This window comes from Actinocrinis sp., from assembly GCF_035650855.1.
In the GTDB taxonomy this organism is placed as follows: domain Bacteria; phylum Actinomycetota; class Actinomycetes; order Streptomycetales; family Catenulisporaceae; genus Actinocrinis.
In genome coordinates this window covers 1-19,916 of the sequence record NZ_DASRGV010000230.1, presented here as the reverse complement: position 1 = coordinate 19,916, position 19,916 = coordinate 1, and the positions used below count along the sequence as shown (strand labels likewise).

The 19,916-nt window shown below is 70.6% G+C and carries 11 protein-coding genes; 8 read left to right on the top strand and 3 right to left on the bottom strand.

The genetic code is table 11. The annotated features are described in order from the left end of the window. On the bottom strand, nucleotides 1–863 hold an 863-nt coding region (locus VFB40_RS16950; protein WP_324851727.1), incomplete at its 3' end, for an ABC transporter substrate-binding protein. Nucleotides 864–1,434: 571 nt separating this feature from the next. Between VFB40_RS16950 and VFB40_RS16945 the strand changes: the two genes are divergently transcribed. The 5 genes from VFB40_RS16945 (at nucleotide 1,435) to VFB40_RS16925 (ending at nucleotide 8,674) form a co-directional block, all read left to right on the top strand. Next, nucleotides 1,435–5,580: a sensor histidine kinase gene (locus tag VFB40_RS16945; RefSeq protein ID WP_324851725.1), complete on the top strand. Its 4,146-nt coding sequence runs from the start codon at nucleotides 1,435–1,437 to the stop codon at nucleotides 5,578–5,580. 108 nt (nucleotides 5,581–5,688) lie between these two features. After that, a complete protein-coding gene (locus tag VFB40_RS16940) occupies nucleotides 5,689–6,111 on the top strand; it encodes a roadblock/LC7 domain-containing protein (RefSeq protein ID WP_349260231.1) in 423 nt (140 codons plus the stop codon). A 100-nt stretch (nucleotides 6,112–6,211) separates the two neighbouring features. After that, nucleotides 6,212–6,520, top strand: a complete 309-nt coding sequence (locus tag VFB40_RS16935) for a DUF742 domain-containing protein (RefSeq protein ID WP_414639551.1) — start codon at nucleotides 6,212–6,214, stop codon at nucleotides 6,518–6,520. After that, nucleotides 6,501–7,094 carry a GTP-binding protein gene (locus VFB40_RS16930; protein ID WP_349260230.1) on the top strand — a complete coding sequence of 198 codons (594 nt, stop codon included), beginning with the start codon at nucleotides 6,501–6,503 and terminating at the stop codon, nucleotides 7,092–7,094. The genes VFB40_RS16935 and VFB40_RS16930 overlap by 20 nt, the downstream gene beginning before the upstream one ends. Before the next feature lie 161 nt (nucleotides 7,095–7,255). After that, complete coding sequence (locus tag VFB40_RS16925) at nucleotides 7,256–8,674, top strand: sugar porter family MFS transporter (protein WP_324851723.1); 1,419 nt, start codon at nucleotides 7,256–7,258, stop codon at nucleotides 8,672–8,674. 224 nt (nucleotides 8,675–8,898) lie between these two features. On the opposite strand, the gene VFB40_RS16920 is transcribed toward VFB40_RS16925, so the two are convergent. Next, nucleotides 8,899–9,246 (bottom strand): HNH endonuclease signature motif containing protein, encoded by a 348-nt coding sequence (locus VFB40_RS16920; protein WP_324851721.1) that lies wholly within the window; start codon nucleotides 9,244–9,246, stop codon nucleotides 8,899–8,901. Between the two features lie 396 nt (nucleotides 9,247–9,642). Continuing rightward, nucleotides 9,643–11,889 carry a SpoIIE family protein phosphatase gene (locus VFB40_RS16915; protein ID WP_324851719.1) on the bottom strand — a complete coding sequence of 749 codons (2,247 nt, stop codon included), beginning with the start codon at nucleotides 11,887–11,889 and terminating at the stop codon, nucleotides 9,643–9,645. Nucleotides 11,890–12,090: 201 nt separating this feature from the next. Between VFB40_RS16915 and VFB40_RS16910 the strand changes: the two genes are divergently transcribed. From VFB40_RS16910 to VFB40_RS16900, 3 genes are all read left to right on the top strand, one after another. Beyond that, entirely contained in the window at nucleotides 12,091–16,617 is a 4,527-nt protein-coding gene (locus VFB40_RS16910; RefSeq protein ID WP_324851717.1) for a HAMP domain-containing protein, read from the top strand. Nucleotides 16,618–16,684: 67 nt separating this feature from the next. After that, a complete protein-coding gene (locus VFB40_RS16905; protein ID WP_324841744.1) occupies nucleotides 16,685–17,332 on the top strand; it encodes a response regulator in 648 nt (215 codons plus the stop codon). A 68-nt stretch (nucleotides 17,333–17,400) separates the two neighbouring features. After that, nucleotides 17,401–19,916: FtsK/SpoIIIE family DNA translocase (locus VFB40_RS16900; protein ID WP_324851715.1), on the top strand; the 2,516-nt coding region annotated here is incomplete at its 3' end.

The window sequence follows — 19,916 nt, the reverse complement described above, 5'->3', positions numbered from 1 at the left end:
GTCTCCACCACGACGCGCTGGCCGCTGGAGGCCTGGAGCTTGGCCATGACCGCCGCGAAGATCGCCGTCGAGTGCGGGTACTTCGTCACGAACGTCTTGGTCGCGAAGTAGCCGTCCACGGGCACCGCGGACGCGTTACCGGTCGCCAGGTCCTGGTCCAGCTGCAGGCCGCCGCTGATCTCAGCCGCCGTCACGTACGGCTCCTGCAGCACCGCCGCCGTCGCCTGGTGCGACGCGACCGCGCCGATCGCCTGGGCCGGGTTCGGGTTCGCCACGATCGCCGGGCAGTTGGTCGGCAGCGGCGAGCCGAGCGACTGGAACCAGGCGGCCAGGGCCAGGTACTCGGTGCCCTGCTTGCTCGGCACCACGATCGAGACCGAACCGTTGCAGTTGAACGCGTTGCCGGCCCCGGCGCCCCAGGTCGGCAGGGTGAAGCCGGTGCGCTTCAACAGCGCGATCGTCCCCGAGCCGGCGTCGTAGCCCTCGCTGACGACGCGGATGTTGTCGCTGGTCGCCAGGGTCGAGCTGCCGTTGAGGAACTGCGCGTACTCGCCGTACGCGATGTCGATCTTGTCCGACGCCAGCGCGGCCAGCTCCTCCTGCTGGTTGTCGAACTTCTGCACCGTGATGTTCAGCCCGGCGTCCATGAACGCGTGCGTCGTGGTCGAGCTGCCGATCTGGAACGGGACCGCGCCGATCGAGTCGATCAGGCCGACCCGCAGGTTCGGCTGGTCCGGGCTGCCGAGCCCGTTCGAGCTGCCGCTGCACGCGGTCGCCGCGGCGGCGAGGAGCGCGGCGGCCAGGCCGAGCGCGATCCCGGAGCGATGGCGCGACCGGCGGGCTGGCTGGCTCGGCTGGAACATGGCTACCTCTCGGGACGTTCAGTGCTCGGCGGCGCCATGCTAATCCACCGGATACCCGCCCTGAATAGCGGGCGTGGAAATCCGGTGCGGCGCGGCCGGCGTGAATGAGGACACGAATATCGCATATTCAAGGCACCGATTGGCGATCTGATTCGGCACTTCGCTACGCTTCGCGGTCAATCGGCCACGAACCGTAGAAGATCGCATTCTCGCTGCTCAAGGCGAGTATCCGAGGCGCGGTCGGCAAGTGTGGCAGCGCGGTGGCCGGAAACGCCAGGGCATGGCGGGAAAATCTCGGGAATCCTGTCCGGATCATTATGTTATGTCCGGAAATGTCGCATGCTGCGGAGTGATTTATGTCGGCCCCGTCTTGGCCTCGGTGCCGGTGCTGTGCTGGAATGCGTTTCCTGAACGAACCGCCGGGCGAGGCCCGCCGCGGTCGAGTCGCGACGACCGCCGAGCAGCCCGCCGATCGCGGCCGGTGTGCCCGGCCGCAGTGTTACAACTGACATGACGCGCGCAGTATTTGGTGCGGTCACGAACTTGGTGAGGGCAAGTGCAGACACGTCCCGTGACCCCGCGACGCGAGCCTGCCCAGTCGGGGCCGCGCGCGGGCCGGCCGGGTGCGCCGGAGCGCCGCCGTCCGTCTCAGCCCGCCGACCCCGCCCCGGTGCAGTCCGCAGCCAGGCCCGGCCTGTTCTCGCTGCGCAGCTGGCGCGTGCGCAACCGGCTCACGCTGCTGGTGCTGCTGCCGCTGCTGGCCGCCGTCGGCCTGGCCGCCGCTCGTATCAACACCCTGTACCAGGACGAGACGCACTTCAGCAACGCCCACTTCGAGGCGCAGACCACCACCTCCGTTGAGGAGGTGCTGCTCGCGCTCCAGCAGGAGCGGCTGGCCGCCTCGGTGTGCCTGTCCGTCATGCAGCCGTGCACCATGGCCGCCGCCGACGCGCGCGCCCAGCAGAACCAGGCCGACCAGCAGAACTTGAACCTCAAGCCGCTGCTCGAGTCCTACGTCACCGCCTACACCGACGCCCAGCAGGCAGCCACCACTGCGATCACCCAGGTCAGCGCGGTGGCCAACCAGGTCATCACCGGCACCTCGTTCAACCCGAACCTGCGCGCCTTCGCGACTGAGGCCTTCGGCCGGGTCACCGACCTGGGCGAGATACGCAAGGTGGCGACCGGCAGCCCAGTGCAGTCCAGCCTGGCCTTCCGCGCCTACACCAGCATCATCGACGACGTCATGGGCGTCATCGGCCAGACCGCGAGCGACACCTCGGACGCCCTGGTCGCCCAGGACAACGCCGCGCTCTCCGCGCTCGACAACCTGGTCGAGGCCCAGTCGATCGCGCAGCTCTACACCCAGGAAGTCATCGCCAACGGCCAGATCGGCGGGCAGGGACCCAACCCGGACCCGGTCGAGGCGAAGATCCAGTCGACGAACCTCAACCAGGCCATCGCGACGCAGACCTCCGCGCAGAACGCCTTCCTGAACGTCGGCGCGCCCTCCCTGATCCAGTCGTTCCAGGCGACGGTCTCCGGCCCGGACATCACCGCGGCGCAGGCTGCGGTCGCCCGGGTGCTCTCGATCCTGCAGGGCAGCGCGACCTGGCAGAGCAGCAGCTCCCAGCTCGGCCCGGCCATCGTCGACGAGTCGCTGCCGGCCACCATCGGCGACCTGCGCACCGTGCAGGGCACCGCGATCCAGCAGATGATCACCGACTCCGGGACCCTGCTGAGCAACGCGCAGTCGGACCTGTACAAGAACATCGCGATGATCGTGTTCGCGTTGCTGCTCTCCTTCTTCGGCATCGCGCTGGTCGCGCGCTCGCTGGTCGGCCCGCTGCAGGCGCTGCGTACCGGCGCCCTGGACATCGCCGCCAACCGGCTCCCCGAGGTGGTCCGCAGGCTGCGTGACGCGGACAACTTCGACGCCGAGACCGCGGTCGATCCGATCCCGATCAGCTCGAACGACGAGATCGGCCAGGTCGCCCGAGCCTTCGACGAGGTCCACCAGCAGGCCGTGCGCCTGGCCTCCGAGCAGGCGCTGCTGCGATCGAACGTCAACTCGATGTTCGTCAACCTCTCCCGCCGCTCGCAGTCGCTGGTCCAGCGCCAGCTGCGTCTTATCGACGAACTGGAGAACAGCGAGCAGGACCCGGACCAGCTGGCGAACCTGTTCAAGCTGGACCACCTGGCCACCCGTATGCGCCGCAACGGGGAGAACCTGCTGGTCCTCGCGGGCGAGGAGCCGGGCCGCAAGTGGAGCCAGGCGGTCCGCCTGCTCGACGTGATGCGCGCCGGCGCCTCCGAGGTGGAGCAGTACGAGCGGGTCGCGCTGCGCGACCTGCCCGACGTCAACGTGCTCGGCCGCGTCGTCAACGACCTCGTGCACCTGGTCGCCGAGCTGCTGGAGAACGCCACCTCGTTCTCCGCTCCGGAGACCAAGGTCTCGGTCACCGCCAACATGCTCAACACCGGCGGCGTCATGCTGGAGATCGAGGACGCCGGCATCGGCATGACTCCCGAGGAGCTCGACGACGCGAACGAGCGGCTGGCCAACCCGCCGGTCATCGACGTCGCCATCTCCCGCCGGATGGGCCTTTACGTGGTCGGTCGGCTGGCCACCCGGCACGGCATCCAGGTGCGGCTGCGCCGCTCGGCCGGAGGCGGCATCACCGCCCTCGTGCTCGTGCCCAGCACGCTCCTTGCCGGCGCCGACGGCGAGCAGCAGGCGCCCACCCCCGAGCTGTCGGCCACCGGCGCCCGCTCGCTCGGCGCGCTGCCCCGCCGCGGCGGCGGCCAGGCGAGCTTCCCGGACCAGGAGGGGACTGGCGACATCGCCGCCTTCCCGGCCGAGGGCGCAGGCGCTCCGCCGTACCGCGGTGCGGCGCCGTCCGGGCTTGGTACCGCACCGGCCGGTGCGGGCAGCGGCTCGCCCACCGGCGTCGGTAACGCACCGTCAGGTCTGTCCAACGGCGACCAGTTCGCCGACCTGCCGCCCTTCGGCGGCGCGCCGACCCCGCCGAACGGCCCGGACGCGCTCCCGCGTCGCGGCGAGCCTCGCGACGGCGGCCCGTCCGCGCCCAGCCCGACGATCCCCGGCGCGCGCACGCCGTTCGAGGACCGCCCCGGCATGGCCTCCGGCCTCGACGCGCTGCTCGACCCCGACGCCACCACGCAGTTCCCGCCGATCAGCGGCGGCCGCCCCGGCACCGTGCCCGAAGGACCCGGCCGGTTCCCGCCCTTCGGCGGCGGACGCGACGCCGAATCCGAGCGGCCCGCGCCGGGCCGGGACACCGCCGGCCAGGGCTCCGGTGGCCAGTTCGACATCCAGGGCCTCAGAAGCGAGCCCGGCCCCGGCCGCCCGGCCGGCGGTCGCGGACCGGACTCCGCCTCCACCGGCCAGTTCCCCCGGATCCAGGACCCCTCCTCGACCGGCCAGTTCCCGCGCGCGAAGGACCCGTCCTCGACCGGTCAGTTCCCGCGGGTGCCCGGCCCGGACGCCGCGCCGCAGTTCCCCGGCCCGGCCACCGAGCGCCCGGACGCCGCGGCGCCCGGCTCGCGTCCGCAGGACCCGGCCTCCACGGGCCAGTTCCCGCGGATCCAGGACCCGGCCGGCCAGGGCCCCGGATTCCCCGGCCCGGCCTTCCCGCCGCCCGCCGGACCCCAGGTCCCGGCGGACGCGCCCGCAGCCCAGGCTCCCTCCGCCCCGGCGACGCCGACCGCGCCCCTGCCGATGCAGGTCCCGTCGGAGCTCGACCTGCCGCAGGTCGCGCCGCTGGTCCCGTCCTCCGCGCCGACCGCCGTGGAGCGGCTCTTCGCCCAGGACCCGCTGCCCCCGGCCCCGGCCACCGACGAACGGCTCCCGATCTTCGAGGCGATGGAGTCCGAGTGGTTCCGCCGCCGGGACGAGGCGCGCGCCCAGGCCGCCCTCGCCCAGGCGAACACCGTGCTGCCGCCGCTGCCCACGATGCCGCCGCCGGCCGCCCCCGCGACCTCCGCGGCGCGCGGATCGGGCAGCGGCAGCAACGGCACGGCTCCCGGCAGCGGCCTTGGAACCACGCCGGGAACCGGCTCAGGCACCACCTCCGGAACAGCGGTGACGGCCCCGGCAGCGGGATCGTCCAACGGCACCGGAGCCAAGTTCGACCTCGGGTCGACGGGCACAAGCACCAGCAGCTCCGTCTCCAGCCCGGCCGCTCCCACCCCGAGCGCGCCGAGCGTCCCGACCCCGTCAGCTCCGGTCGCCGCGCAGGCACCGGCGGCTTCGGCGAGCGCGCCCGCACCGGCCGCCTCCGTCGCGCCGCCAGCTTCCGCTTCGGTCGGCCTCCCCGTGCAGCCCCTGGCGACGGCGCCCGCCACCGATGAGAAGCCCGCCGCCGACTCCCGAGGAGCCTCGCCTATGGAGAACACCTCAGCCGCCTGGTCATCGCCGGGAGACGAGGGGTGGAAGGCCGCCCAAGCTGCGGCCAAGCCGGTGGCTGCGGGTCTGACCACGAAGGGCCTGCCCAAGCGGGTGCCCAGGTCGAACCTCGTGCCCGGTTCCGCGGGCGGCTCGGGCGCGGCGAAGGCCACCCCGCCGATCATCCCGCCGCGTTCCGCGGACGCGGTACGCGGCCGGCTCTCCAGCTTCCACCAGGGACTGCGGCAGGGCCGTGACGCCGCGGCGACCGACCACGAGCCCGGCCAGGACGGGGAGAATGACGACTGATGACCGCTTCGCGTCCGGTGGGGGACGCCTGGCGGCCCGCCACCCGCTCCCCGCACTCCCGCACCTGCCCGACCATGTACCGACGTTCCCTTCGGAAGGGGATGCACTGTGAGTGAGCTGAGCCAGGCGGCGCAGAATCTCAACTGGCTGATCACCAACTTCGTCGACCGGGTCCCGGGGGTGGCGCACACCGTCGTGGTCTCCTCGGACGGCCTGCTGCTCGCGGTGTCCAACGGTTTCCCGCGCGACCGCGCCGACCAACTGGCGGCGGTGGCCTCGGGCCTGTCCAGCCTGACCCAGGGCGCGGCCCGGATCTTCGAGGGCGGGGCGGTCACCCAGACCGTGGTCGAGATGGTGCGCGGCTTCCTGTTCGTCATGGCGATCAGCGACGGCTCGGTGCTCGCCGTGCTGGCGTCCTCCGACTGCGACATGGGTCTGATCGGCTACGAGATGGCACTGCTGGTGGAGCGGGCCGGCGACGTGCTCACCCCGGCGCTGCGGGCGGAACTGCAGAACGCGCTTCCCCGGTAGTCTGCGGACCAGGCCGAAACGGCGGCGCACGATTTCAGCGTGAAGGACGGTTTCATTGAGCTCAGGACACGATTCGTCACCGCTCGTGCGGCCGTACGCCATGACCGGCGGCCGGACCCGGGCGCGCTACCAGCTGGCCATCGAGGCGCTGGTGTCCACGACGCCGCGCGGCCGCACCGGGGGTTTCGGCCTCATGCCGGAGCACCAGCGGATCTGCGACCTGTGCGTAGAGGTGAAGTCGCTGGCCGAGATCGCCGCGCTCATGCGGATGCCGCTCGGCGTCGCACGGGTGATGGTCGGCGACATGGCCGAAGCCGGCCTGATCGCCGTCCACCAGTCCAACACCACCGAGGGCAAGCCGGACCTCGCACTTCTGGAAAGGGTGCTCATTGGACTTCGCAACCTCTAGCCCGCCCGAAAGGACCGCGGGGCCGACGACCTCTGTCAAGATCGTCGTCGCCGGGGGCTTCGGGGTGGGGAAGACCACGTTCGTCGGCGCGGTCTCGGAGATCAATCCGCTGACGACTGAGGCGGTCATGACCGCCGCGAGCGACGGCATCGACGACCTGACCAAGGTTCCGGACAAGACCACCACCACGGTCGCGATGGACTTCGGCCGGGTGTCCCTGGACCGCGAGCTGATCCTGTACCTGTTCGGCACCCCGGGGCAGAACCGGTTCTGGTTCATGTGGGACGACCTGACCCGCGGCGCCATCGGCGCGGTGGTGCTGGTCGACACCAGGCGACTGGCCGACTGCTTCTCCGCGATCGACTACTTCGAGGACGCCGGCCTGCCGTACATCGTCGCGCTCAACTGCTTCGACGGCACGCTCAGCCACGCCGTGGACGACGTTCGGGAGGCGCTGTCCATCCCGAGCGACGTGCCGATCGTGACCTGTGACGCGCGCTCCCGCGAATCGACCAAGCTGACGCTGATCCGCCTCGTCGAGCACGCGATGAGCCGCTTCGCCGCGATGCGCTGACCGCAGGCCGGTACCTCGCCGCCCGCCGACGCCCCGCACGCAGCTGCCAAACGTGCGGGACCGGCGGGCGGTCGCGTGCGCGCGGTTCGGCGTCGTCCTTTTGGACGTAGGTCGGCCCGCCTGGATGGCATCGGCCCGCGCTCCGTGATGTTGTTCGAGGTATGGCTGCCGTCAAAACCTCGCCCGCGGTGATCCCTCACGACGAGACCCATTTCGGATACGTGGTCTTCATCGCGGCGGCGGCCGCGATGGGCGGGTTCCTGTTCGGCTATGACAGTGCCGTGATCAACGGCGCGGTCACCGGCATCCAGAAGCACTTCAACGTCGGCGCGAACCAGACCGGCTTCGCCGTGGCCGCGGCGCTGATCGGCTCGGCGATCGGGGCGTGGATCGCGGGGCAGCTTGCCGACCGGATCGGCCGGGTCAGGGTCATGCTGCTGGCCGCGCTGCTGTTCACGGTGAGCGGCATCGGCGCCGGCCTGCCGTTCAACATCTGGGACCTGGCGTTCTGGCGGGTCATCGGCGGCCTGGGCATCGGCATCGCCTCGGTGATCGCGCCCGCCTACATCGCGGAGGTCGCGCCCCCGGCGTACCGCGGCCGGCTCGGCTCGCTCCAGCAGATGGCGATCGTGCTCGGCATCTTCGTCTCCCAGCTGGTCAACTACGCGCTCGCCCAGGCCGCAGGCGGAAAGAGCGAGAATCACCTGTGGGGCCTCGGGGCCTGGCAGTGGATGCTGCTGATGGAGGTCGGGCCGGCGGTGCTGTACGGCGCGCTCGGCTTCATCGTGCCGGAGTCGCCGCGCTATCTGATCGCGATCGGGCAGGACGAGCGCGCCCGCGAGGTGCTGACCAAAGTCGAAGGGCACGAAGACACCACGGCGCGCATCGCCGAGATCCGCGCGGTGGTGGCCTCCGACCGGCGCTCCAACTGGCGCGACCTGCTCGGCCCGTCCGGCCGGATCCTCGGGATCGTCTGGATCGGCATCGGCCTGAGCGTCTTCCAGCAGTTCGTCGGCATCAACGTGATCTTCTACTACTCCTCGCTGCTGTGGCAGTCGGTCGGCATCAACGAGGCCAACTCGCTGCTGATCAGCGTGTCGACCTCGCTGGTCAACATCGTCGGCACGATCGTGGCGATCCTGGTGATCGACCGGATCGGCCGCAAACCGCTGGCGCTGATCGGCTCCGCCGGCATGGCGGTCTCCCTCGGCGTCGCGGCCTGGGCGTTCTCCTACGCGACCGGAACCGGCAGCAACGCGCACATCCCCAGCGACGAGGGCACGGTCGCGATCGTCGCCGCGCACGTCTACGTGTTCTTCTTCGCCATGTCCTGGGGCGTCGTGGTCTGGGTCATGCTCGGCGAGATGTTCCCCAACCGGATCAGGGCCCTGGCATTATCCATCGCTGCCTCGGCGCAGTGGATGGCCAACTTCGCGATCACCCAGAGCTTTCCGTCCATGTCGCGTTGGGATCTGAGCGGCGCCTACATCATCTACGCCTGCTTCGCCGCGGTCTCGATCCCGTTCGTCGCGTTCCTGGTGCGGGAGACGAAGGGCAAGGCCCTGGAGCAGATGGGCTGACGTCGCCCGCTGCCCGCCGTCCTGCATTTCCCAATAAAACTCCGCGCTGACATCTTCGCGACGCGGCTTTGCTTCCGCGGCGAGTCTTGTTCTCGTTCTGGCTCGGCCACAGACGCCCTTGTGCGCTGTGTGTCTCGCGATAGCTTTGCCGACGGCTGTTGAGGGTAACGCGGGATACGCGGGCACGGGTTTTCTCGTTGCCCACGTTCCGGGAAACTGCCGCTCTATGCCGCGTACGCTTGCGCGCGCTGGACATACCGGTGTCCGGTTGGGGCGCTCCACACCACTTCCCCTTCGCGTCCGCGCGTGACGTTCCAGGTTCCGGCGCTCTTCAATCGGTGGTGTCTGCGGCACAGCGCGTGCAGGTTCTGCGGCACTGTCGCCCCGCCTACTTCAGGCTGGTGGTGCTTGTACGGGGTGATGTGGTCCAGGTCGCAGCGCGCCGCGGGCATGGCGCAGCCGGGGAAGGTGCAGTGCCGGTCGCGCAGCCGCACCAGACGGTCCACGCTCGCGGTGGGCCGGTAGGTGCGCGCCTCCGCGTGCAGCAGCGTGCCGTCCGGGGCGGTCAGCAAGCGTCGCCAGGTCGCGTCCTTCCCGAACGCGATCGCGCGGGCCTGCTGCGCGCTGATCGACCCAGGGCTTTGCGGGTGGCCGCCACGCTCTGGTGCGGCAGGCGGGCCAGTACGCGTGCCTGTGCGGCGCGCGCGAGGTCGGGGTCGAGTCCTGCGGCGATCTCGACCAGGGTGCACGCGTGTCCTGGTCTTGCCTCAACGAGCGTCGGCGAAGCTATCGCGAGACACACAGCGCACAAGGGCGTCTGTGGCCGAGTGGTGTTGTGAACGAGACTCGCCGCTGAAGGAAAGGCGCGTCGCGAAGATGTCCGCGCCGGGTTTTGATTGGGGAGAAGCGCGATGGCGGGCGGCGGCCGGGCGGGTTGTCCAGTTCAGCGAGACAGAGTGCGAGGCCGCTCAGGTGGTCGCGCGCAGCACCAGGATGGCCATGTCGTCGGACAGCGGGGCGTCGCCGAACTCCTCGACCGCGCGCTGCACTCGGGCCGCCACGGCGGCGGCGGACATGGTGCGGCACTCGGCCAGGACGCCCGCGAGGCCGTCCGAGTCGAGCATTTGGTCGCCTCTCCTGCGCTCGCTCGCCCCGTCGGTGAACGCCAGCAGCGTCTCGCCCGGCTTGAGGTTCAGCGAGTCCAGATGGAAGCCCGGGTCGCCGTCCAGCACGCCGAGCAGCGGCTGGCTTTCCGCGCCGGGCACGACCGCGCCGTCCTGGCGGAGGACCAGGGGCGGCGGATGGCCGGCACAGACCAGCGCCAGGTTGAGCGAGCCGTCGGGCAGCGGCTCGGCCTCGGCGTAGAGCAGCGTCAGGAACCTGCTGCGCTCGCCCTCGTCCAGGATCGCCCGGTTCAGCCTGGCCAGCACCGCCGGCGGCCGCAGCCCTTCCCGCGCGAGCAGCCGCAGCGCGTGCCTCGCCAGGCCGGTGACCGCCGCCGCCTGGGGACCGGTGCCGCACACGTCGCCGATCGCCAGACCCCAGCAGCCCTGCCGGATCTCGAACACGTCGTAGAAGTCCCCGCCGACCAGCGCGTCCTGGCTCAGGTGGGCCGGCGCCTCGGTGTTGCCCGCCGGGTTGTAGACCACTGCGATGTCCGCGCCGGGCACGTCGGGCACCAGGGGCGGCAGCAGCGAGGACTGCAGCGCGTGCGCTGTTTCCCTGCGGCCCGCGTATGCGAGCGCTGAGTCATAGGTGACCGCGACGCGCCGGCCGAGGTCCCAGGCCAGTTCCGCCGTGTCGTGCGGGAACCGGTACTCGGCCGGGCTGGCCAGGGTGAGCGTGCCGAGCTGCCTGCCGCGCGCCGAGAGCGGAACGATGAGCAGCTCGCCGGCCCGCAACGCCTCCGCCTCCGGCACTCCGGCCAGCAGCGGCCACTCCTCCGCGGTGCTCGACTCCTCCGGCGCGCCGGAATCGATCACCGCCTTCTCCAGCGGATCGTGCAGGCCCTCGTCCGCGTGCCAGACCAGCGCCAGGGTGGCCCGGCCGGCCTCGTCCAGCCGGTGCACCGCGCACCAGCGGGCGAGCGACGGGACCACCAGCTGCGCGGCCAGCGCGAGGGTCCGCTCCGGGTCCAGCGAACCGGCGAGCAGCTCGCCGGCCTCGGCCAGGAAGGAAAGCGCGCCGCGGCGGGCCCTGCCTGCTTCGGCGAGCCGGGCGGATTCGACGATGGCGGCTATACGTTCCGCGCCCTCGCCGAGGCGCAGCGCGTCCTGCTCGGTGAAACGGCCGGGCTCGCGGGCGACGACGCCGAGAAGGCCCGTGGTGCCGTAGAGCCCGGCGATGCCCGGTGTCGCAGTCAGCGGGGCCGTCGCCATGGAGCGCATTCCGCCCGCTGCCAGCGCACTGATGAGCGGCGTTCCGTGGTCGGAGGGACCGCGCAGATCCGGGTACACGGCGGGCAGTCCGGTCAGCCCGATCCGGCCGGCCGCGCTCGGCGGCGATGTGACTTGCGGCATTCCCGGCGGCAAGCCGGTCTGCGCGCGCAGCCGCAGCCCGTTGTCCGGGCCGCCGTCCTCCGCGAGCAGTACGAACGCGCCGTCCGCGTCAAGCAGGCCCTTGATCTTCTCCGCGGTGAGCGCGAGGTAGTCGTCGAGGTCTGCGATGGCGTTGCGGTTGTTGTTCGTCGGGCGGACGCTGCCGGCCTCGGCCGCGCTGGCAGAGCCCTGCGGCGGGGCGAGCGCGGGTCCGTGATCATCGCGTCCGCCGTCGAGATCGATGACGAACCAGACCTGCTTCATCGAATGTGTGTACTGCACGCCCCAGGACGACGCGAGCTGCGCCGACAGGTACAGGCCGCGGCCGCCTTCCGGCATCCCGACCTCCAGCCCGCCGACCTCCTCCTCCCACCCGCCGTTCAGCGCCGGAATGGCCCGTCCCGGGTGGCGGTCGGCCACCGCGACGCGCACCGCGGCCGCCTCGCCGTCGTAGTCGCGCAGCAAGGTGCAGGAGACCTCGGCCGGAGTTCCGGCGTGCACGATCGCGTTGGTCACCAATTCGCTGGCGATGAGCACGGCGTCGTCGACCACCGACTCGCCGCCCCACTTGCCGACCGTGTCGCGGACGAACGCGCGGGCCGGCCCCACCGCCGAGGGGTCGGGACCGAACAGTGCCGTGTTCAGATCGTTCAACGCGTCGTCATCCGCCTTGCTCACTCGTCGATCGTATCGACACCGGCCACGATGTGAAGGAACGGAAAGTGTTCGTATGGTCCCGTTCTGTAGGTGGAATTCTGCTTTTCTTTCCTGTTCGCCTGATACGGTGCGAGACTGGCTCAGGTGTGTACGTACCCGCCCGGTGTCTGCAGCTCACCCTGAGCCGCGACCCGGCCGGCCCGTGAGCGAGGAGAGGACCCCATGGCCCAGCGGACAGGGACGGCGGCCGAGCGGTCGGGAGCCGCGGTCCGGCTGGAGCTGGACGACGGCTTGGAGCTCGGCGGGCTCGTCAAGGTGCTGCGCGCGGTACGTGACGGCGACCTGAGGGTCCGGCTCGAGGTGGTTCCCGGCACCCCGCTGGCCGAGGCCGCGGCGCTGTTCAACGAGATCGTGGACCGCCAGCAGGTCTTCTGTGCCGAACTCGATCGGGTCGCCGCCGCGGTGGGCCGTGACGGCCGCCTCACCGAGCGTATTCCTCCGGCCGCGGGGCGTGGCGCGTGGGAGCAGGCCGCGCAGTCCGTCAACGAGGTGCTCGACGGCATCGCCGGCCCGATCGCCGAGATCGACCGGGTCCTTGAGGCGCTGGCCGACGGCGAGCTGCAGGAAGCGGTCGCGCACCCTGCGGATCTGGCGCCGGACGGCCGCACCCTGCGTGGTGACGTGCTGCGCAAGGCCCGCGCGGTGAACCGGCTCGCCTCGCAGCTCAAGGACGTGCACGACGCGATGGCCTGGCTGGCGGCGACGGTCGGCGGTGAGATCGCGCTGACCGACAACCCGGCCGAGACCCCGTTCCGCCCGGACCGGATGCCGGGGGAGTGGGCGGGGCTCGTCTCGGCGATGGACCACTCGTGGAACCGGCTCGGCGGGCAGATCCAGGAGCTGCTGCAGGTCACCTCCGCGGTCGCGGACGGTGACCTGTCCCGCAAGGTGGAGGGCCCGGCGTCGGGGGCGATGGCCGGGCTCAAGCGCACCATCAACGACATGGTCGACCAGCTCTCCGACTTCTCCTCGGAGGTGATCCGGGTCACCCGGGAGCTGGGCACCGAGGGCCGGCTCGGCGGCCAGGCCAACGTCCCGGAGGCCGCCGGCATCTGGCGCGACCTGACCGACTCGGTCAACTCGATGGCCTCGAACCTGACCGCGCAGGTCCGCGACATAGCGGGCGTGACGACGTCGGTCGCGCAGGGCGACCTGTCGCAGAAGATCACCGTCGAGGTCGCGGGGGAGATGCTGGAGCTGAAGGAGACCATCAACACGATGGTCGACCAGCTCTCCGCGTTCGCCGACGAGGTCACGCGTGTGGCGCGCGAGGTCGGTACGGACGGCAAGTTGGGTGGTCAGGCGCGGGTCCCGGGCGTGGCGGGCACGTGGAAGGACCTGACCGACAACGTCAACTTCATGGCGAACAACCTGACCGACCAGGTGCGTAACATCGCGCAGGTCACCACGGCCGTGGCGCGCGGCGACCTGTCCGAGAAGATCGAGGTGGACGCGCGCGGCGAGGTGCTGGAGCTGAAGAACACCATCAACGCGATGGTGGATCAGCTCTCTGCGTTCGCCGACGAGGTGACTCGTGTGGCGCGGGAGGTGGGTACCGAAGGACAGCTCGGCGGTCAGGCCAAGGTGCCGGGCGTCGCAGGGACCTGGCAGGACCTCACCAACTCGGTGAACCTGATGGCGAACAACCTCACCACGCAGGTGCGTAACATCGCGCAGGTCACCACTGCCGTCGCCCGCGGCGACCTGTCGCAGAAGATCACGGTCGACGCGCGCGGCGAGATCCTCCAGCTGAAGGAGACCATCAACACGATGGTCGATCAGCTCTCTGCGTTCGCCGACGAGGTCACCCGAGTCGCGCGCGAGGTGGGTACGGAAGGGCGGCTCGGCGGTCAGGCGCGGGTGCGCGGCGTCGCGGGCACCTGGAAGGACCTGACCGACAACGTCAACTTCATGGCGTACAACCTGACCAGCCAGGTGCGCGAGATCGCGCAGGTCGCCACCGCGGTCGCGCGCGGCGACCTGACCGAGAAGATCGAGGTGGACGCGCGCGGCGAGGTGCTGGAGCTGAAGAACACCATCAACACCATGGTGGATCAGCTCTCTGCGTTCGCCGACGAGGTCACGCGTATCGCCCGCGAGGTGGGTACCGAGGGCAAGCTGGGCGGCCAGGCGCGCGTGCCCGGCGTCGGCGGCACCTGGAAGGACCTGACCGACAACGTCAACGGGATGGCCAACTCGCTGACCAGCCAGGTGCGCAACATCGCGCAGGTCACCACGGCGGTGGCGCGTGGCGACCTGACCAAGAAGATCGACGTCGACGCGTCCGGCGAGATCCTGGAGCTGAAGACCACGATCAACACGATGGTGGATCAGCTCTCTGCGTTCGCGGCGGAGGTCACCCGAGTCGCCCGCGAGGTGGGTACCGAGGGCAAGCTGGGCGGCCAGGCCCGCGTGCCCGGCGTCGGCGGCACCTGGCAGGGCCTGACCGACAGCGTGAACCAGCTGGCCGGAAACCTGACCACCCAGGTGCGCGCGATCGCCGAGGTGGCCACCGCGGTGACCCGCGGCGACCTGACCCAGCTGATCGACGTGGAGACGGCCGGGGAGGTGGCCGAGCTCAAGGACAACATCAACCAGATGATCGCGAACCTGCGCGAGACCACCCGCCGCAACCAGGACCAGGACTGGCTCAAGGGCAACCTGGCCCGCATCAGTGGCCTGATGCAGGGCAAGCGGGACCTGCTCGCCGTCGCGCAGCTGATCATGGCCGAGCTGACCCCGGTGGTGAACGCCCAGCACGGCGCCTTCTACCTGCGCGAGTTCGACTCGGTGCGGATGCTGGCCGGGTACGGCCGGCTCACCGCGCCGCCCGGCGAGAACGGCAGCCCGGCGCCGATCCGCTTCCGCGTCGGCGAGGGCCTGGTCGGCCAGGCCGCGGACCAGCGCACTCCGATCCTGGTGGAGGAGGTCCCGTCGGGCTACCTGCCGATCTCCACGGGACTCGGGACCGCGCCGCCCGCCTCGCTGATCGTGCTGCCGGTGCTGTTCGAGTCGCAGGTGCTCGCGGTCATCGAGTTCGCCTCCTTCCACAAGTTCACCGAGATCCAGCTGGCCTTCCTCGACCAGATCGTGGAGACCATCGGCGTGACGGTGAACACCATCATGGCCAACAGCGTCACCGAGGACCTGCTGATCAAGTCGCAGCAGCTGACCGCGCAGCTGGAGGACCGCTCCGAGGAGCTGCAGCGCCAGCAGGAGGAGCTGCGCCGCTCCAACGCCGAGCTCGAGGACAAGGCGGCGCTGCTGGCCAGGCAGAACAAGGACATCGAGGTCAAGAACTCGGAGATCGAACAGGCGCGTCAGGCCCTTGAGGAGCGCGCCGACCAGCTGGCGCTGGCCTCGAAGTACAAGTCCGAGTTCCTGGCCAACATGTCGCACGAGCTGCGCACGCCGCTCAACAGCCTGCTGATCCTGGCCAGGCTGCTCGCGGACAACAACGACGGCAACCTGACCGACAAGCAGGTCGACTTCGCGGAGACCATCCACTCCGCGGGCTCCGACCTGCTCGGCCTGATCAGCGACATCCTGGACCTGTCCAAGATCGAGGCGGGCCGGATGGACGTGCAGGCCGCGCCGATAGCCGTCAGCACCCTGGTCGAGTACGTCGAGGCCACCTTCCGCCCGCTCACCGTGGAGAAGGGCCTCGACTTCAACATCAGGCTCGATCCGAAGGTCCCGGCGGAACTGCACACCGACGAGCAGCGGCTCCAGCAGATCCTGCGCAACCTGCTGTCGAACGCGGTGAAGTTCACCGAGCACGGCTCGGTGGAGCTGCGCGTGACGGTGGAGGACGCGGTCCGGCTCGGCCCGGTGCCGGAGAGCGAGTCCGGGGACGCGGCGCCGCAGCGCGCGATCGCGTTCACCGTCGCGGACACCGGGATCGGCATCGCGGAGGAGAAGCTGCGCATCATCTTCGAGGCCTTCCAGCAGGCGGACGGCACGATCAGCCGCAAGCACGGCGGCACCGGGCTCGGCCTGTCCATCAGCCGGGAGATCGCGCACCTGCTCGGCGGCAACATCACCGTGGGCTCCACGCTCGGGCGCGGCTCGGTGTTCACGCTCTACCTGCCGACGGATCAGAACCCTGAGTCAACGGGTGCGCACCGCCCGGTCGGCGCGCGGCTGCCCGAGCAGCGCGGCGTGGTCGACGCGCACAGCATGGAGAAGGCGCTGGCCGGCGCGGCGACGGCGGACCGCGGCAAGGCCAACGGGAAGATGTTCACCGGACGGGATGCGGCCCGTGACGAAGCGCAGCGCTTCACAGGACGCTTCAATGGTGAGACCGTTCTCATCGTGGACGACGACGTGCGTAACGTCTTCGCCCTCACCAGCGTCTTAGAACAGAGAGGACTTTCGGTGCGCTACGCGGAGAACGGCCGCGAGGGCATCGACGTACTCGAACGTGCCGACCACATCGACCTGGTGCTGATGGACATCATGATGCCGGAGATGGACGGTTACGCGACGATGGCGGCGATCCGGCGGATGGACCGCTTCGCGCAGCTGCCCATCATCGCGCTGACCGCGAAGGCGATGCACGGCGACCGGGAGAAGGCGCTGGAGGCCGGAGCGTCCGAGTACGTGACCAAACCAGTAGACATAGACCAGCTGCTCGGGCTGATCAGGAGCTGGCTGAATGCCGAGGAGGACGGTCGACCGGTACGGTAGACCGATCGCGGAAACGGACAGGCGGCCGCAGGACCCCGGCCGCCGCTGACGGAAGGCGACGGAACGCGTGGCAGACCGAGCGAAGATCCTGCTGGTCGACGATCGACCAGAGAACCTGACGGCCCTCGAGGCCGTGCTCGGCGCGCTCGACCAGACGCTGGTGCGTGCGGGCTCCGGCGAGGAGGCGCTCAAGGCGCTGCTGACCGACGACTTCGCGGTGATCCTGCTGGACGTGCAGATGCCCGGCCTCGACGGCTTCGAGACCGCCGCGCACATCAAGCGGCGGGAACGCACCAAGGACATCCCGATCATCTTCCTGACCGCGGTGTCCAACGGCCCGCACCACACCTTCCGCGGCTACGCGGCCGGCGCCGTGGACTACCTGTCCAAGCCCTTCGACCCGTGGATCCTGCGGGCTAAGGTCTCCGTGTTCGTGGAACTGCACCGCAAGAACCAGCTGCTCAAGGAGCAGTCCGCACTGCTGGCGCACCGCCTGGTGGAATCCGGCGGGGCCACGGAGGCGGACACCGGCTCGCAACTGGTCGCGGAGCTTTCGGCGCGGCTGGCCGCGGTCGAGGAACACACCCGCACCTTGGAGAAGCTGGCCGGGGACGCGGAGCGCGAATCCGTGCCGCGCGAAGAACTGGCGAGCACCGTGGAGGTACTCAGCACCCGGCTTTCCCGGCTGCGCTCCGCGATAGACGCCTTGGCCTGACGGCGCTTCAGCCTCCGCTGCGGCGCGGCAACACGCCTCGGCGTTGATCTTCCGCTAGCCTTCCGAGCATGGCGACCTCTGCCCGAACGCCTTCGACCCGGCAGAAGAAGACGGGTTCGGATACGGGCATGTCCCCGAGCGGCGACGGCGCGGCCAAGACCGGCGCCGGCTCGGGCACGAAGCGCAAGAGCGGCGCGAGCGGCAAGGGCAGTGCCCCGCGGCGCACCGCGAGCAACGCCGCGGGCACCAAGGCCAGGTCCGGCGCGAACCGGAACCGGCGGTCGAACCCGTCGCGGCCGGTGACCAAGGGACCGTTCGAGCTGTTCTGGCAGGGCATCGCGGTCGCCATATCCCTGGTGTGGATGGGCGTCGCGCGCTCCGCCGGGCACCTGTTCCGCCGGGCCGGCTCCGGCGCCCGCAACCTGCACCCCGACCACCGCCGCGACGGCATCGGCCTCGGCCTGCTCGCGGCCGCGCTGGTCGTCGGCGCCGCGGTCTGGCACCAGCTTCCCGGCAAGGTGGGCGGCGCCCTGATCACCGTGATCACCGGCGGCGTCGGCGTGCTGGACAAGCTGGTACCGCTCGTCCTCATCGGCCTCGCCATCAGGGTCATGCGACACCCGAGGGAGACCACGCAGGAGGCCGGCCGGATCGCCATCGGCCTTACTTTCCTCACCCTCGGCGTCGCCGGGCTCGTACACATCGCCCGCGGCGCGCCGACCCCGTCGATGGGCGCGCGGGCGATGCGCCACGGCGGCGGCTGGCTCGGCTACATCGTCTCCGCGCCGATCTCCGCGGTCCTGTCGCAGTGGCTTGCGGTACCGCTGCTGCTCATCGTCGTCGCGTTCGGCCTGCTGGTGACGACGGCGACGCCGGTGTACCGCATCCCGGACCGGTTGCGCACGCTGCGCTTCAAGTCCGACGCGATGCTGTACCGCATCCTGCGCGGCACGCCGCCGCCGGATCAGATGCCGACCGTCGTCGAGGACGATCCGACCGACCTGCCCGTCCCGCAGCGACAGCCGAGGCGCCGCAAGCCAGGGCCCGTCGATCCGGCCCTCGACCCCGCGAACGGCCTGCCGCTCGGCGATCCGGTCCCGGGGCTCGACCCCGACGCCGATCCGGGCGAGGCCGAGCCGACGGTCGTGCTGCCGTTCCCGACCCAGGAGCGCAAGCCGTCGCGCGGCGGATCCCCGGCCCCGGCGAAGGCCGGCAGCAGCCGCTCCCAGGGTGCTGATGTGCCCGCCGTGCCGCGGGTCGAGCAGCTGACCCTCTCCGGCGACGTCGTCTACCAGCTGCCGGCCCCGGACCTGCTGGCCAAGGGCGTCCCGCTGCGGGTGCGGTCCAAGGCCAACGACCAGGTCGTCGAACAGCTCACCAGCGTCTTCGAGCAGTTCTCCGTCGACGCGCAGGTCACCGGGTTCACCCGCGGCCCGACGGTCACCAGGTACGAGGTCGAACTCGGCCCCGCGGTCAAGGTGGAGCGCATCACCGCCCTGTCGAAGAACATCGCCTACGCGGTGGCCTCTGCCGACGTGCGGATCCTCTCGCCGATCCCGGGCAAGCAGGCCATCGGCATCGAGATCCCGAACATGGACCGGGAGATGGTCTCGCTGGGCGACATCCTGCGCTCGCCCACCGCGGTCTCCGACCACCACCCGATGCTGGTCGGCCTCGGCAAGGACGTCGAGGGCCGGGACATCACCGCGAACCTGACCAAGATGCCGCACATCCTGGTCGCCGGGGCCACCGGCGCGGGCAAGTCCACCTGCATCAACACCCTGATCACCTCGATCCTGATGCGGTCCACCCCGGACGAGGTGCGCTTGGTGCTGGTGGACCCCAAGCGGGTCGAGCTGACCGCGTACGAGGGCATCCCGCACCTGATCACCCCGATCATCACCTCGCCGAAGAAGGCCGCGGAGGCCCTGCAGTGGGTCGTGCGCGAGATGGACCTGCGCTACGACGACCTGGCCGACTCCGGCTTCCGGCACGTGGACGACTTCAACAAGGCGGTGCGCGCGGGCAAGCTCAAGCCGCCGCTGGGCAGCGAACGCGAATATCGGCCGTACCCGTACCTCCTCGTCATCGTGGACGAGCTCGCCGACCTGATGATGGTCGCGCCGCGGGACGTCGAGGACTCGATCGTGCGCATCACGCAGCTGGCCCGCGCCGCGGGCATCCACCTGGTGCTGGCCACCCAGCGCCCGAGCGTCGACGTGGTCACCGGCCTGATCAAGGCGAACGTGCCCTCCCGGCTGGCCTTCGCCACCTCCTCGCTGGCCGACTCCCGAGTCATCCTCGACCAGCCGGGCGCCGAGAAGCTGGTCGGCAAGGGCGACGCGCTGTTCCTGCCGATGGGCGCCTCGAAACCGGTCCGGCTCCAGGGTGCGTACCTGGCGGACAAGGAGATCGAGGCGGTCGTCAAGCACTGCAAGGAGCAGCTCACCCCGGAGTACCGCACCGACGTGACCGAGGGCGCGGCCGGGCCGAAGAAGCCGGAGGAGGAGATCGGCGACGACCTCGAGCTGCTGGTGGCCGCGGCCGAGCTGATCGTCTCCAGCCAGTTCGGCTCCACCTCGAT

Coding starts and splice junctions, on each gene's coding strand:
- VFB40_RS16935 (WP_414639551.1), top strand. CDS start 6,212: ATGACCGGCGGCCGGACCCGGGCGCGCTACCAGCTGGCCATCGAGGCG.
- VFB40_RS16925 (WP_324851723.1), top strand. CDS start 7,256: ATGGCTGCCGTCAAAACCTCGCCCGCGGTGATCCCTCACGACGAGACC.
- VFB40_RS16910 (WP_324851717.1), top strand. CDS start 12,091: ATGGCCCAGCGGACAGGGACGGCGGCCGAGCGGTCGGGAGCCGCGGTC.